The organism is Kitasatospora sp. NPDC098663 (assembly GCF_044760075.1).
In the GTDB taxonomy this organism is placed as follows: Bacteria; Actinomycetota; Actinomycetes; order Streptomycetales; family Streptomycetaceae; genus Kitasatospora.
In genome coordinates this window covers 61,367-75,289 of the sequence record NZ_JBIWAP010000033.1, presented here as the reverse complement: position 1 = coordinate 75,289, position 13,923 = coordinate 61,367, and the positions used below count along the sequence as shown (strand labels likewise).

The 13,923-nt window shown below is 72.4% G+C and carries 17 protein-coding genes and 1 pseudogene; 11 read left to right on the top strand and 7 right to left on the bottom strand.

What is annotated here, in order from left to right; translation table 11 throughout:
* Window positions 1-131: 131 nt before the first annotated feature.
* Both ACIQVZ_RS30125 and ACIQVZ_RS30120 read left to right on the top strand, forming a co-directional pair.
* Window positions 132-551: a PPOX class F420-dependent oxidoreductase gene (locus ACIQVZ_RS30125; protein ID WP_402454196.1), complete on the top strand. Its 420-nt coding sequence runs from the start codon at window positions 132-134 to the stop codon at window positions 549-551.
* A gap of 64 nt (window positions 552-615) precedes the next feature.
* Entirely contained in the window at window positions 616-1,515 is a 900-nt protein-coding gene (locus ACIQVZ_RS30120; RefSeq protein ID WP_402454195.1) for an aminoglycoside phosphotransferase family protein, read from the top strand.
* Between the two features lie 243 nt (window positions 1,516-1,758).
* Here ACIQVZ_RS30120 and ACIQVZ_RS30115 read toward each other — a convergent pair whose 3' ends face one another.
* Window positions 1,759-2,148: an ATP-binding protein gene (locus ACIQVZ_RS30115; RefSeq protein ID WP_402454192.1), complete on the bottom strand. Its 390-nt coding sequence runs from the start codon at window positions 2,146-2,148 to the stop codon at window positions 1,759-1,761.
* Window positions 2,149-2,319: 171 nt separating this feature from the next.
* Between ACIQVZ_RS30115 and ACIQVZ_RS30110 the strand changes: the two genes are divergently transcribed.
* The 5 genes from ACIQVZ_RS30110 (at window position 2,320) to ACIQVZ_RS30090 (ending at window position 5,791) form a co-directional block, all read left to right on the top strand.
* A complete protein-coding gene (locus ACIQVZ_RS30110) occupies window positions 2,320-3,360 on the top strand; it encodes a Scr1 family TA system antitoxin-like transcriptional regulator (protein WP_402454190.1) in 1,041 nt (346 codons plus the stop codon).
* Window positions 3,361-3,444: 84 nt separating this feature from the next.
* Window positions 3,445-3,945 (top strand): DUF6232 family protein, encoded by a 501-nt coding sequence (locus ACIQVZ_RS30105; RefSeq protein ID WP_402454188.1) that lies wholly within the window; start codon window positions 3,445-3,447, stop codon window positions 3,943-3,945.
* The gene (locus tag ACIQVZ_RS30100; protein WP_402454186.1) at window positions 3,942-4,265 is read left to right on the top strand and encodes a hypothetical protein; all 324 of its coding nucleotides are present in this window, start codon (window positions 3,942-3,944) and stop codon (window positions 4,263-4,265) included. Before ACIQVZ_RS30105 ends, ACIQVZ_RS30100 begins: the two co-directional genes overlap by 4 nt.
* Window positions 4,266-4,371: 106 nt before the next feature.
* Window positions 4,372-5,046, top strand: coding sequence for a TetR family transcriptional regulator (locus tag ACIQVZ_RS30095; RefSeq protein WP_402454184.1), 675 nt, complete (start codon window positions 4,372-4,374; stop codon window positions 5,044-5,046).
* Between the two features lie 10 nt (window positions 5,047-5,056).
* On the top strand, window positions 5,057-5,791 hold the full coding sequence (locus tag ACIQVZ_RS30090) for a tyrosine-protein phosphatase (RefSeq protein WP_402454181.1): 735 nt from the start codon (window positions 5,057-5,059) through the stop codon (window positions 5,789-5,791).
* A gap of 133 nt (window positions 5,792-5,924) precedes the next feature.
* Here ACIQVZ_RS30090 and ACIQVZ_RS30085 read toward each other — a convergent pair whose 3' ends face one another.
* On the bottom strand, window positions 5,925-6,854 hold the full coding sequence (locus tag ACIQVZ_RS30085) for a pentapeptide repeat-containing protein (RefSeq protein ID WP_402454179.1): 930 nt from the start codon (window positions 6,852-6,854) through the stop codon (window positions 5,925-5,927).
* A 153-nt stretch (window positions 6,855-7,007) separates the two neighbouring features.
* Here ACIQVZ_RS30085 and ACIQVZ_RS30080 point away from each other — a divergent pair, with 153 nt between their 5' ends.
* The gene (locus ACIQVZ_RS30080) at window positions 7,008-7,715 is read left to right on the top strand and encodes a GNAT family N-acetyltransferase (RefSeq protein WP_402454176.1); all 708 of its coding nucleotides are present in this window, start codon (window positions 7,008-7,010) and stop codon (window positions 7,713-7,715) included.
* Here the strand turns inward: ACIQVZ_RS30080 and ACIQVZ_RS30075 are convergent.
* Complete coding sequence (locus ACIQVZ_RS30075) at window positions 7,634-8,485, bottom strand: SGNH/GDSL hydrolase family protein (RefSeq protein WP_402454174.1); 852 nt, start codon at window positions 8,483-8,485, stop codon at window positions 7,634-7,636. The genes ACIQVZ_RS30080 and ACIQVZ_RS30075 overlap by 82 nt on opposite strands.
* Window positions 8,486-8,625: 140 nt before the next feature.
* Window positions 8,626-8,979: pseudogene (locus ACIQVZ_RS30070) on the bottom strand (winged helix-turn-helix transcriptional regulator); the annotation flags it as partial.
* 96 nt (window positions 8,980-9,075) lie between these two features.
* Here ACIQVZ_RS30070 and ACIQVZ_RS30065 point away from each other — a divergent pair.
* Window positions 9,076-10,290: a pyridoxal phosphate-dependent aminotransferase gene (locus ACIQVZ_RS30065; RefSeq protein WP_350886403.1), complete on the top strand. Its 1,215-nt coding sequence runs from the start codon at window positions 9,076-9,078 to the stop codon at window positions 10,288-10,290.
* A gap of 53 nt (window positions 10,291-10,343) precedes the next feature.
* A complete protein-coding gene (locus ACIQVZ_RS30060) occupies window positions 10,344-10,676 on the top strand; it encodes a YnfA family protein (protein WP_063347058.1) in 333 nt (110 codons plus the stop codon).
* An 82-nt stretch (window positions 10,677-10,758) separates the two neighbouring features.
* Here ACIQVZ_RS30060 and ACIQVZ_RS30055 read toward each other — a convergent pair whose 3' ends face one another.
* The 3 genes from ACIQVZ_RS30055 to ACIQVZ_RS30045 all read right to left on the bottom strand — a co-directional run bounded on the left by ACIQVZ_RS30055 (window position 10,759) and on the right by ACIQVZ_RS30045 (window position 13,433).
* Window positions 10,759-12,426, bottom strand: a complete 1,668-nt coding sequence (locus ACIQVZ_RS30055; RefSeq protein WP_350886400.1) for a metallophosphoesterase family protein — start codon at window positions 12,424-12,426, stop codon at window positions 10,759-10,761.
* Window positions 12,427-12,623: 197 nt separating this feature from the next.
* On the bottom strand, window positions 12,624-12,878 hold the full coding sequence (locus ACIQVZ_RS30050) for a hypothetical protein (protein ID WP_063347060.1): 255 nt from the start codon (window positions 12,876-12,878) through the stop codon (window positions 12,624-12,626).
* A gap of 150 nt (window positions 12,879-13,028) precedes the next feature.
* A complete protein-coding gene (locus tag ACIQVZ_RS30045) occupies window positions 13,029-13,433 on the bottom strand; it encodes a (2Fe-2S) ferredoxin domain-containing protein (protein WP_350886398.1) in 405 nt (134 codons plus the stop codon).
* 111 nt (window positions 13,434-13,544) lie between these two features.
* Between ACIQVZ_RS30045 and ACIQVZ_RS30040 the strand changes: the two genes are divergently transcribed.
* A complete protein-coding gene (locus tag ACIQVZ_RS30040) occupies window positions 13,545-13,895 on the top strand; it encodes a metalloregulator ArsR/SmtB family transcription factor (RefSeq protein WP_350886396.1) in 351 nt (116 codons plus the stop codon).
* Window positions 13,896-13,923 lie beyond the last annotated feature (28 nt).

Genomic DNA, 13,923 nt, shown 5'->3' with positions numbered 1-13,923 from the left:
ACGCCCTGCATTCTGGCAGGTACCGGGGACAGCTCCCGGCCGCACCCGGGGCGGCCGGGCGTGGCGCCCGCCGCCCGCGACCCCAACCGGACTCAAGCAGTGCCCCGTTGCGCCTTCCTACGCTGACGCGCATGGACACCTCCCCCGCACTGGACGCCTCCCGCCCCCCGGACGCCGCCGCCCGGCTGGACGAACTCGCCGCCGCCAAGTACCTGCTGTTCACCACCCACCGCAAGAACGGCACCCCCGTACCCACCCCCGTCTGGGTGGCCCGCGACGGCGACGCGCTGGTCTTCACCACCGTCACCCGCACCGGCAAGGTCAAGCGGCTGCGCAACCGCTCCGACGTGCTGGTCGGGCCGAGCGACATCCGCGGCAACCTGCTCGGCGAGCAGGTCCCGGCCACCGCCGTCCTCGACCCCGGGCGCGCGCCCGCCTACCGGAAGCTGCTGCGGCGCAAGTACGGGCTGCTGTGCGCGATCGCGCTGACCGCGAACGTGCTGCGCTTCGGCAAGGGCGGGACGATCGGCGTGCGGGTCACGCTGAGCTGAGGCCGGCCGTACGCATTCCGGGAATCCGCTGAAGGGCACCGATCCGCGCTGTACGCTGCCGGGCATGTGCGCTGCCACCCGGATGCACCCCGACGGACTGGTCATCGACGCGGCCCTGGTAAGGCGGTTGATCTCCGCCCAGTTCCCGGACTGGGCCGGCCTGCCGGTCACGCCGGTCGCCTCCGCCGGGACGGACAACGCGATGTTCCGCCTCGGGCCCGAACTCGCCGTCCGGCTCCCCCGGGTGGAATGGGCGGCCGGGGACGTCCGCCGCGAGAAGCAGTGGCTGCCGGCGCTGGCCCCCCGGCTGCCGCGGCCGATACCCGCCCCGCTCGCGGTCGGCCGGCCCGCCGCCGGCTACCCCTGGGAGTGGTCGGTGCTCCGCTGGTTCGAGGGCGCCAACCCGGTCGTCGGCGCCCTCGCCGCCCCCACCGCGCTCGCCCGCGACCTCGCCGCCTTCGTCAACGCCCTGCGCGCCGTCAACCCGGCCGGCGGCCCGGCCGGCCACCGCAGCGTCCCGCTCGCCTCCCGCGACGGCGCCACCCGCGCGGCCATCGCCCAACTCGCCGGAGCGGTCGACACCCACGCCGCAACCGCCCTGTGGGACAAGGCGCTTCGCCTCTCCGAGTACGCCGGCCCGCCCTCCTGGATGCACGGCGACCTCACCCCCGGGAACCTCCTGCTCGACCGGTCCGGCCGGCTCGGCGCCGTCCTCGACTTCGGCCTGATGGGCGTCGGCGACCCCACCTCCGACCTGATCGTCGCCTGGAACCTGCTGCCCGCCTCCGCCCGCCCGGCCTTCCGCGCCGCCCTCGGCGCCGATGACGCCATGTGGGCCCGCGGCCGCGCCTGGGCCTTCTCCATCGCGCTGGTGACGATCCCCTACTACCGTCACACCAATCCGGGCCTCACCGCCAACGCCCGTCACGTCGTCCGCGAGGTGCTCGCCGACCGCAGCACCTGACCGGACACCGCCGCCTGACCAGCGGGGCGGCACTCCCGCCGCCGCCGTCGGGGGCGTGGCACCCCGGGACGGGGTCGCCGTAGATCAGCCGGAAGCCCTCGACGTTGGCCGGCGCCCAGCCGCGGAAGGCGTGCGCCCAGGCCTGGATCCCGGCCGCCGGATCCTCCACCGGGGCGGCGCGCCAGACGGCCTCGTCGACGAGGTCGAGCTCCCTCGGTTCGTCCAGCGCCGCTTCACCATCGGCTACTGAGCGACGGGCGGGGCCAACCGGGCCCACGAGCGGCCCTCGGCGGGGTCACACCCCCAGGCGGCGCAGAGCCGCCGCACCAGCCGAAGACCCGGGCAGTCCGGCCCCGCGCGGCCGGACTGCCCGATCGCGGTGACCTCGATCCAGAGGCCGGCGGGGGCGGAGTACTCGAAGAGCACGTCGATGAGGTGGTGTGCGGGGGGAGTCCGGACCGCACTGGCGACCAGCTCGGTGACGATCAACTCGCCGTCGCCCGCGTAGTGTTCACCGCCCTTGAGGTCGGAGAGGAACCCCCGGAGCACCACCCGGGCGGCGGTCGGCGAGGAAGGGTGTCGCGGGAGCGTGCACAGCTGATCGGCGAGGGCTCTGTCAAGGGCTTCGGGCATAGCGGTGCCACCTTTGGATGCATTGAGGATTTCGCGCGCGGGCAGGCCGCTTCGTGCACTCACTAGTGCGATTGCGCGATCAGTTCCATGATTAAGCATCGGCGATCACCGTGCTGGTGACGAGTGATCAGCCGGTTCCAGGGAACGTCCTGACACAGGGGGGCCTGCGCCGTGACCCGCAAGAAGTTCACGAACCCAAACCTGCGATCGAGTGCGGGCGCCGTGTTCGGCGCGGTGCTGAAGCAACTGAGAGAGTCGAAGGGGATGTCACAGGGTCAGCTGGCGATCCTCATCCCGTGCAGCCGCCCGCACATCTCCCGCATCGAGGCCGGCACCCGCAACCCGCAGGAGGACTTCGTCCTAGCAGCGGACCGACTGCTGGAGACGGGCGGCCAGTTGATCGATCTCTGGAAGGAGATCGACTGGTACGCACGAGTGGAACACCCCGACTGGTTCCGACGCTACGCGGGCTACGAGAACAAGGCCGCGAAGATCGGCGAGTTCCAGGTGGCCCTCATCTCAGGACTCCTCCAGACAGAGGGGTACGCCCGCGCACTGCTTGGATCGGGTGACGCGGCGGGCAACCCCGAACTTGTCGAGGAGCTGGTGGCCTCACGCATCGCCCGCCAGCACCGGCTGACGGCCCCTGGGGGCCCGCTCCTCATGGTCGTCCACTCCGAGGCCGCACTGCACTCGCTCATCGGCGGTCCCGAGGTGATGTACGAGCAGCTCGGCCACCTGCTGGCGGTTGGTCGGATGCCCAATGTCGTCATTCAGATCGCGCCGTTCAGCCTCGGCGAACGCATCCCGTTCGACACTCTCGTCTCCTTCCTCACCTCCCCTGACGGCCGGACGAGGCTCTATTCCGAGAGCCTGGACCAGGGACACTTCATCGAAGATCCCATGGAAGTCCAGCGCAAGCAGCGGGCCTATGATCTGCTCCAGGCAAACGCGCTGTCGCCGCGTGAGAGCGCCGATCGGATCCGCAGCGTCAGGGAAGGACTTCTCAACATGATCGCCACCAAGACCGACGCCCCATGGCGCAAGTCCAGCTATAGCGGTAACAACGGCGGCAACTGCGTCGAGGTGGCGACCACCCACCCCGGGCGGCTCGTCCGTGACTCGAAGGACCCCGAGGGCCCCGTCCTCGACTTCAGCCCCGTCGCCTGGCAGTCCTTCATCGACGCCGTCCGCACCGGCCGACTGCACTGACGGGGGCCGCCGCCGTCGGCGGCCGTTGCTATGGTTCTCCCCGCCACTACGGGTAGGGGGACGACCTTGGCACGCAGAAGCAGTGTGATCGACGTCAGAGTCAGCCGGCGGGTGCTGTGGGTGGGCGGCGACGCCTATCCGCTCCACAACATCGCCCGGGCCCGGCGGTTCCAGCTGCTGCCGCCCAAACGCGCGCGGGTGATCATCCGGTTCTCCCGGCAGGTGATCGGCCTGCTGGTGGCCACCGCCCTCCTCGGTTCGCTGCTCGGGCGCGGCGCGAACCAGGAGACGACCAAGAACGTGATCGGCCTGGTGGCGCTCGCGCTCTTCGCGGCCAGCCTCTACCGGCTGGTCAAGCGGCTGCGGATGCGCACGGTCTACCAGCTGGTCATCGAGACCTCCAGCTCCTCGAACACCGCGGTGGTCAGCCACGACGCCCAGCAGGTCGGCAACCTGATCCAGCTGATCATGGAAGCGATCGACAACCCGCTGGCCGAGTTCGCCCTCCAGGTGGAGAACATCCACATCGGCGACCAGATCAACCAGTACGGCGACCACAACACCGGAAAGAAGGTCAGCCTGTGAGCGGCGGCATCCACTTCGGGGACTCGGTCACCCAGCACGGCGACCACAACATCGGCATCATCAAGCACCAGGGCCCGGCCGACCCGCAGGCCGCGATGCGCGAACTCATCGCCGCCGTACGCCAGTTGCGCGAGCAGGTGCCGGCCGAGGACCGCGCGGTGCTGGACGAGTCGCTGGCGGATCTCGGCGGCGGGCCGACCACCCCGCCCGCCACGCTGCGCCGCGCCCTGCGCAACATCTCCGGCGTCGCCGCCCTCGCCGCCGCCGGCGCCCCCGCGGTGGAGTCGATCCGCCGCATCCTGGACTCGCTGAGCTCCTGAGCTCCCGAGCAGCAGACGGCGGGCAGCAGGCGACACCCCACCGGGAGTAAATGTCATACCGGGTCAGGAATCTGCCCGGGTCAAGGCCTGCTGCTAGCCTGACGCCATGAGCGGACTGCGGGAACGGAAGAAGGAACGGACGCGGCGGGCGATCTCCGAGGCCGCGATCGCGCTCTTCCTGGAGCACGGCTTCGACCCGGTCTCGGTGGCGGACGTCGCGGCCGCCGCCGAGGTGTCGAAGCCGACGCTGTTCAGCTACTTCTCCACCAAGGAGGACCTGGTCGTCCACCGTTTCGCCGACCACCAGGACCAGGCCGCCGCTGTGGTCCGCGGCCGGGCGGCCGGCGAGACGGTGCTGGCCGCCCTGCACCGGGACTTCCTGGACGGGCTCGCCCGGCGCGATCCCATCACCGGGCTCAACGACGACCCCCGGGTCCTGGCGTTCAGCGATCTGGTGTACTCCACGCCGAGCCTGAAGGCCCGGGGCGCCGAGTACCTCGCCCGCGCCGAGCAGTCCCTCGCCCGGGCGCTGCACGAGGCCCCCGACCTGGCCCCGCCCCGGCTCCTCACCGCCCCCCTCCTCGCCGCCCAGGTCACCGCCACCCAGCGGGTCCTCGCCGAACACAACTGGCACCGGATCCGGGACGACGGCCGGACCGCCGACGAACTCCGCTTCGAGGCCGCCACCAACGCCGACCGCGCCTTCGAACTCCTCACCGCCGGCTACGAAGGCGCCGCCGGACACCCGGGCCCCACCGGCCCCACGGACACCGCTGGTTAGAGTGCCGCGCATGACAACGCGTCAGTTCACCTTCGACCGGCTGCACAACTTCCGCGACCTGGGCGGCCACCCCGCCGCCGACGGCCGGTCCGTCCGCCGGGGCCTGCTCTACCGCTCCGACTCGCTCGGCAAGCTCACCTCGCCCGCCGACCTCGACCAGCTCCAGGCCCTCGGCGTGCGCACCGTGATCGACCTCCGCTACCCCTGGGAGATCGCCGCCAAGGGCCGGGTGCCCGACTACGAAGGGCTGGTCTACCACAACCTCTCGATCGAGCACCGCACCTACGACCAGGCCGAGATCGACCCGGACGTCGACCCCTGGCGGTACCTCGCCGACCGCTTCGCCGAGGTCACCGAGGACGGGGTGGAGGAGATCCGGGAGGCCCTGGAGGTGATCGCCGCCGCCGAGGAGCCCGTGGTCTTCCACTGCGCCTCCGGCAAGGACCGCACCGGGCTCATCGCCGCCCTCGTCCTCACCCTGCTCGGCGTCGCCGAGGACGACATCGCCGCCGACTTCGCCCTCACCGAGCTGGCCACGCCGCACCTCATCGCCGAATGGCACGCTGCCCACCCCGGCCGCACCCTCCGCTGGCCCGGCTACGGACGCGCCCCCGAGGCGGTCATCCGCCTCGCCCTCGCCGACCTCGCCGCCCGCCACGGCTCGGTCGAGGACTACGCCACCGGCGCCCTCGGCTTCTCCCCCGCCCGGATAGCCGCCCTCCGCTCCCGCCTGCTCACCGCCTGACCTCACCCGACGGACGGTCGACGGCACAGGTGTCAGCACCAGACAGCAGGCAGCAGGCAGCAGGCACCGGAAACACCGGGCCCGTCCGGCAGACACCTGCCGGCGCGGGCCCGGTCGTTGCGGCGGGCGGCCGCTAACGGCGGCGCGGGCCGCCCGGACGGCCGCCGTTGCGCGGCTTGCGGGGGCCGCGCGTGCCGGTGGCGGCGGCCGCCGGGGCGGAGGCCGTGGCGGGCCAGTGGGCGGGCCGGGTGAGGCTGGCCGGCAGGCGGGTGGTGGCGTCGCCGCGGGCCGCGTTCAGCTGGGCCTGGGTGAGGAAGAGCGCCTCGGTGAGGTCGGCGCCGGAGAGGTCGGCGTCGCGCAGGTCCGCGCCGACGAGGTCGGCGAGGCGCAGGTCGGCTCCGGAGAGGTCGGCGGCGACGAGCAGGGCGCCGCGCAGGTTGGCCCCGCGCAGGTCGGCGCCGCGCAGACGGGCACCGAAGAGGTCGGCGCCGCGGTGTTCGCGGCGGCGGGGGACGGCGGCGCGGACGAGCTCGCTGGCGCGCAGCAGCAGGTCGCTGACGCGCTGCCGGTGGGCGGGGACGTCGACGGCGAGGACCTCCTCGGGGGTGCCGCCGGCGAGCCGGTCGGTCTCCTCCAGGGCCTGCCGCAGGTCGGCGTGGACCGGGCGGGCGGGGGCGTAGCCGAGCGCCTCGGTGAGGTACCAGAGCAGTTCGTGGAGCTGGCGCACCACCGGGAAGACGTCGTACATGGGCTTGGCGTCGGCCGGCGCCTCGCGCCAGCTGCGGCCGCCGAAGGTGACCTGGGAGACGCGCTGCCCGGCACCGAAGCAGTCGTAGACGGTGCAGCCCTGGAAGCCCCGGTCGCGGAGGCGTTCGTGGATGCCGCAGGTGAAGTCGGTCTGCAGGTTGCGGCACGCGCTGCCGGCGGCCTTGTCGACGGCGAAGTCCGTACCGGCGCCGAAGGGCAGGGCGACGCAGCAGAGGCCGAAGCAGCTGGTGCAGTCGGAGCGCAGCTCGGTCGGCTGAGCCGCCGTGGGGTGCTGCGGCGGCTCGGTCTCGCGCACGTCGCGTGGTCCTTCCAGCGTGGGCACCGGCCGTCCGGTGCGTCGGACCGCCAAGCCTACTGGGCACTGGCCACACCCACCCCACCCTCGGTAAGGTATCAATAGGCAGTTCACCTATTACGAGGTGCGCGCCCACGGCATACGGGGGTAGGAATGCAGGACCCGAGCATCAACGAACTCGTCCGGATGTGGATCGCCGGCTGGAGCGTCTCGCGCGGCGCGGCCGAAGCGGTGGACGAGCCCTGGGGCTGGACGATCGACGTCGGCGTGGTCGGCCACGTCGCCCGGCACGTGCTGCCCGAGCCGGCCGAGCCCGACGTCCGCAAGATCGCCGAGGCGACCACCGCACCGGGCACCTGGCTGAAGCTGTTCACCGAGGACGCCGTCGCCCGGCCCTGGCTGGGCCCGCAGTGGCGGCTCGACCAGCCGGGGTATCTGATGACCGTCCCGCTGGGCGCCGAGCGGCCCGAGGTACCGGCCGGCTACACGGTGACCACCTGGACCCGGGGCGGGATCATCCGGACCCTGGTCCGCACCGGGGCCGGACACCTCGCCGCACGCGGCCAGGCGGGCCTGGCCGGCCCCGTGGCCGTCCCGGACCAGATCCTGACCGCGCCCGAGCACCGGCGCCGGGGCCTGGGCGCCCTGGTGATGCGGACCCTCCAGAACGCCGGGCACGAGGCGGGCGCCGACACCGCCGTCCTGGTCGGCACCCCGGACGGCCGGGCGCTCTACGCCTCGCTCGGCTGGACCACCCGCTCCCCGATGGCGAGCCTGGTCTACGAGCCCGCGGCCGAGTCCGCGGCCGAATCCGCCACCGAGCCCGGAGCCGAGTCCGCGGCCGAACCCGGAGCCGAGTAGGGCAGCAGCTCGGCCCGCTTCGGCGGCCGGCCGTCACCGGAGGAGCGCCCGGTGAGCCGGCGGCCGATCCACGGCCCCAGGTGGCCGCCCAGCCAGCGGGCGTCGGCACGCAGCCGCTCGGCCCGGCCGGCCGGGGCGGCGGGCGGCAGCGGGGCGCGCCAGTCGAAGGCGGCGGGGCGGCCGAGCGCCTCCAACACCCCTTCCGCGACCCGGCGGTGGCCCTCGGGCGACAGGTGCAGGCGGTCCTCGCCCCAGAGCCGGCGGTCGTCGAAGCAGGGGGCGGCGAACAGGTCGACGACGGCGACGCCCTCGTCCTGGCCGAGCTCGTGCACGAAGGCCTTCATCCGCAGGATGGCCGGGAGCAGCCGGGCGCCGCCCGCCATCCTGCGGGTCGGGTCGGTGCTGGTGAACAGCACCACGGTGGCGCCGGTGGCGCGCAGCTCCTCGGCGCAGCGGCCGAGCAGCCGCTCGACCCGGGCGATGTCGCAGCCGGGGCGCAGCGCGTCGTTGAGGCCGCCGACGAGGGTCACCAGGTCGGCGCCCATCGCGGTGGCGGCGGGGAGCTGCTCGTCGTGGATCTGGCCGATGAGCTTGCCGCGGACGGCGAGGTTCGCGTAGCGGAACCCGCCGTCACCGCCGGCCTCGGCGGCGAGCGCGTCGGCGACCCGGTCGGCCCAGCCCCGGTAGTGGCCGTCGGGCAGCAGGTCGTCGCACATGCCCTCGGTGAAGGAGTCCCCGACGGCGACGTAACTGCGGTAGGTGGTGGGCACGGGCGGTCTCCGCTCTCCTCCGATGGCTCCGTGGCCCGACGATGCTACGCGCGGCCGGTCCGGGCACCGGCATCGGACCCCGGCACCGGCACCGGCACCTGACCCGCGACGGGCGCCCCGTCGTCCGCCGCGACGGGGGTGAACCAGTGCTCGCGGACGGCGTCGGTGGGCCGCTGCTCGCCGAGGGCGGGCAGGCCCCACTCCCCCAGCGCCTCGATCACCGGGCGCAGTTCGCGGCCGCGTTCGGTGAGCTCGTAGACCGTGGCGTTGGCGGGCCGTTCGAGCCGGCGGCGCAGGGCCAGGCCGTCGCCCTCCAGCTGCTTGAGCCGGGCGGCGAGGATGTCGGTGGAGACGCCGGGCAGGTCGGCGTGCAGGTCGGTGTAGCGGCGCGGGCCGCCGAGGAGTTCACGGACGATCAGGAGGCTCCAGCGCTCCCCCACCGCGTCCAGGGCGCGGGCGACGGCGCAGTACTGGTCGTAGCTTCGGCGTGACATGTGGATCAGCATAGCCAAAAGGTTGGACTTTCCAAGTGCCAACTTGGTAGAACAAAGCATCAGCAACGATGCGGTGGTGACGGTCGGGAGGCCGCAGTGGAGTTTCGGCAGTCCAGCAAGCTGAACAACGTGTGCTACGAGATCCGCGGCCCGGTGGTCGACCAGGCCAACGCCCTGGAGGAGGCCGGGCACAGCGTGCTGCGGCTGAACACCGGCAACCCGGCCCCGTTCGGCTTCGAGGCGCCCGAGGAGATCATCCAGGACATCATCCGCAACCTGCCCAAGGCGCACGGCTACAGCGACTCGCGCGGCATCCTGCCCGCCCGCCGCGCGGTGGTGCAGTACTACCAGCAGCGCGGCGTGACCGGAGTCGGCGTCAACGACGTCTACCTCGGCAACGGCGCCTCCGAGCTGATCCAGATGGCCGTCACCGCGCTCGTCGACGACGGCGACGAGGTGCTCGTCCCGATGCCGGACTACCCGCTGTGGACGGCCGTGGTCCGGCTGGCCGGCGGCAAGGCCGTGCACTACCTGTGCGACGAGCAGGCCGACTGGTACCCGGACCTCGACGACATCGCCGCCAAGATCACCGCCCGCACCAAGGCCATCGTCGTCATCAACCCCAACAACCCCACCGGCGCGGTCTACCCGAAGGAACTGCTGGAGGGCATCCTCGACCTCGCCCGCCGCCACCAGCTGATGGTCCTGGCCGACGAGATCTACGACAAGATCCTCTACGACGACACCGAGCACCACTGCCTCGCCGCCCTCGCCGACGACGTCCTCACCCTCACCTTCAACGGCCTCTCCAAGGCCTACCGGGTGGCCGGCTTCCGCAGCGGCTGGCTGGTCGTCTCCGGGCCCAAGCAGCACGCCGCCGACTACCTGGAGGGCCTGACCATGCTCTCCGGCATGCGGCTGTGCCCCAACGTGCCCGCCCAGTTCGCCGTCCAGGCCGCGCTCGGCGGCCACCAGTCCATCAACGACCTGGTGCTGCCCGGCGGCCGGCTCACCGAACAGCGCGACGTCGCCTTCAGGGCCCTCAACGAGATCCCCGGCGTCAGCTGCGTCAAGCCCAAGGGCGCCCTGTACGCCTTCGCCCGACTCGACCCGGCGGTGCACCGGATCGTCGACGACGAGCAGTTCGTGCTGGACCTGCTGCTCCGCGAGAAGATCCACGTCGTCCAGGGCACCGGCTTCAACTGGCCCCGCCCGGACCACTTCCGCTTCGTCACCCTGCCCCGCGCCGACGACCTGGAGACGGCCATCAACCGCATCGGCCGCTTCCTCGCGACGTACCGCCAGTCCTGACGCCCAGGTCCTGTCCGGCAGGATCGGCCGGACAGGACCTAGGGTTGCCGGTCATGACCGTCCTGCGTTCCGTCGCCCTGTTCGTCGTCGCCGCCCTCGCCGAGATCGGCGGCTGCTGGCTGATCTGGCAGAGCGTGCGCGAGCAGCGGCCGTGGTGGCTGGCCGGGCTGGGCGTGGTGGTGCTCGGCGGGTACGGCTTCGTCGCGGCGCTCCAGCCGGACAGCCACTTCGGCCGGGTGCTGGCCGCGTACGGCGGGGTGTTCGTCGCCGGGTCGCTGCTCTGGGGCGTGGTCGTGGACGGCTTCCGGCCGACCCGCTACGACGTGGTGGGCGCGCTGGTCTGCCTGGCCGGGGTCGCGGTGATCATGTACGGGCCCCGGCGCTGAGCGCACCGGGCCCTCCACGCACGGGGCCCCGGCGTCGAGGTGCGGACTCCTCGACGCCGGGGCCCGGCGAGCCGTTCGGGGACTACCAACCCCAGCCGCCGCCCTGACCGTCGTCGTCGTGGTCCGAGTCCCAGCCCTCGCCGACCTTGCGCAGGATCGTGTAGTTGTCGATCTGCGTGCCGTCCTCGGCCAGCGCGGTCACCTTCATGGACGACTTCTGGCCCAGGTGGGCCGGGGTGACGTCGACCTTGATGAAGGAGTAGCCGGTGTAGCGCACCCGCGACCACTGGATGGTCTCGGGGACCTTCACCTTGCCCTTCCCCCAGTAGTAGGTCTTCACCTCGTCCTGGTGGTTCTCGTGCCCCTCGTAGGTGTCCGGCACGTCGAACTTGTACAGGCTGCGGCCGGCCGCGCCCGCGGTCACGTAGACGACGCCGTCCTTCGCCGGCTCGATGGTGGCGCCGCTCGGCACCTGCTTCGAGACCTTGTTGCCGAGGATCGCGTCGGTGCGCTCGTAGATGTGGTTGTGGCCGTTGATGACCAGGTCCACCCGGAACTTCTCGAACAGCGGCACCCAGGCCTCGCGGACGCCGCCCTCGGAGGCGTGCGCGACGGTGGTGGAGAAGGCGCAGTGGTGGAAGAAGACCACGACGAAGTCGATCGTCTCGTCGTTGCGCAGGTCCTTGAGGGTGCGCTCCAGCCACTTGGTCTGCTTGTTCGCCGAGATGCCCAGGTTGGCCGGGATCTCGTAGGAGACGTCGTTGGCGTCGAGCGAGATGACGCCGACGTTCTTGTAGCGGAAGGTGTAGACGCCGGGGACCTTGCGCGGGTCCGGGCCGTTGTCCGGGAGGAAGAAGCGGGTGTTCTCGCCGCCGTACCCGTTGGGCGAGTACCAGGCCTCGATGTCGTGGTTGCCGTAGGCGACCATCCACGGCACGGTCGCCGCGACCGTCTCGGTCTGGACCAGGAAGTCGTCCCAGGTCCTGGCGTTGTACACGGACTTGTCGGGGTCCGTGCCGGAGCCCGCCGGGTCGGCGTAGCAGATGTCGCCGGCGTGCAGGTGGAAGGACGGCTTCTGGGCCAGGATGACGTGGTCGTTGCCGGCCGCGTGCGAGCTGACGCCCTGGTCGCCGAAGGCGGTGAAGGTGAACGGCTCGTAGACCTTGCCCCAGCGGTGGTCGCGGGAGGGCGCGGTGCGGAAGGTGTGCAGGGTGGAGATCTGCTGCTGCGAGGCCGGGTCGAAGCCCTCGTGGCCGACACCGTAGTAGTAGGTGGTGTCGGGGTGCAGGTCCTCCAGCGCCACGTGCAGGTAGTACTGGTCCACCGGCTGGCTGTTCGGGCTCAGCGCCGGGGTGTGCAGGGTGCGGACCTCGGCCTGGAGCTTGTGGCTGAGCTCCCACGGGGTCTTGCCGTAGCGCAGGAACGGCTTCTTGACCGGCGCCGGGACCTGCCAGGAGATGCGGAACTGGGTGTCGGGCTCGGGGCCGAACTGGAGGTGGCGCCCGATCGGCGCGACCAGCGAACCGTCGACGCCCGCCGTCGTGGCACCGGTCAGCAGCTGCGGGCTCGCCGGCGCGGCGAAGGCCGTTCCACTGCCCAGCGCGCCGCCGACGGCGACGGCACCGACGGTCACGGCGCCGGCGCGCAGCATCCGGCGGCGGGAGAAGCGGGCCCGCAGGTACTCGTGCTGCTCGGCCGTGCTCATGCGGTCGGCAAGCTTGGCCGGTACGCCCATGTGAGGGATATCCATGCGCGGGACTCTTCCAGCGACGCGTTGACCGCACACGGACGCGGGGTGAACGGGCCGCAGCGCGCCGCCCATTCGAACACCAATGTTCGACCATGATCAGGTAAAGAAACGCGCCCGCTTTGGACCGACCCCGGATCATGGCCCCCGCCGGCGGCGTGGTCTGAGCCACCGTCGGCGCCGCCGCGGACGGGGCGCGCTCAGCCGGAGGGCTCGTCCCAGGTGGAGGGGGACCGGTTGCCGGTGCCGTCGCAGGTGCGGCAGATCTCGTCCCGGTAGGCGTGCTTGGCGCCGGTCGCGTCCACCCGGTAGCGGACGTACACCCCGGTGCCGTCGCAGAGGAAGCAGTTGCCGCCCCCGCCACCCACCTCGGTGGTCCCGGTGCCCTGACAGGTCCGGCAGCTGAGACCGGCGGTCCGGCCGGTGCCCGCGCAGATGCGGCAGACCGTCGTCATCGTCGTCCTCCCTGGGCGGAACCGCTGGCAGCCACCGGTCATGGTAGTGGGACCGCCGAGGGCGGCGTCCAGCGGATCCTGCTCGGCCGCCGGATCGGCCAACCCCGCTGCGTCCCAACCGTGATGAGGACGGATCGGCTCCACCGTCCGCTACTCCGCCAGGCCCTCGCGGACCCGGCGGGACACCGAGATCAGCTGGAGGTCGAGCAGCCCGGGCGGGTCGGCCAGCCCGGGCCCGCCCGCGTGCACCCAGGCGGCTATCTCGTCGATCATGTCGTCCGCCAGCACGAAGCCCAGCCAGACCGGACGCCCGCCCGCCGCCCGACCCTCCCCGGAGGGGCCGACCACCACCACGTTGGACTGGGTGCACACGTCCAGGCACTTGACCGCGCGGACCCGGCCCGCCGTACCCACCGCCGCCCGCAGCCGCTCGTACTGCCCGGCGTGGTCGACCCCCGGGTGCTTGGCCTCGGTGCCGCAGCAGCAGCCCCGGCAGACGGTGACGGTCACCGGGGAGGCGGCCGCCTGCTTGCGGTCCCGGTCTCGGCGGCTCATCGGCTCTGGAACTCCTCCTGGTCACGGGGCACGCTGCACGCGCAGCCTACCTGGCATGCCAAGAGGCACCGCCGGGTGCCGGGGTTCGACGGCGGTCCGTAGGATGCCCCCATGGGACACGCGACCACCGAGAAAGCCGTACCGCGGATGCGTCTGGACGCCTCCAACGCGGCCAAGGTCGCGACCACCCTCCAGGCGCTGGCCACCCCCTCCCGGCTGCTCATCCTCGCCGAACTGCGCGAGGGCCCGCGCGCGGCCACCGAACTCGCCGAAGCCGTGGGCATGGAGCAGTCCGCCTGCTCCCACCAGCTGCGGCTGCTGCGCAACCTCGGCCTGGTCGTCGGCGAGCGCCGGGGCCGCTCGGTGGTCTACTCCCTGCACGACGACCACGTCGCCGCCCTCCTCGACCAGGCCGTGTACCACGTCGAGCACCTGCGGCTGGGCCTCACCGACGAGCGCTGAGGCCCTCACCCGCCCGCGCCCCCGTTCC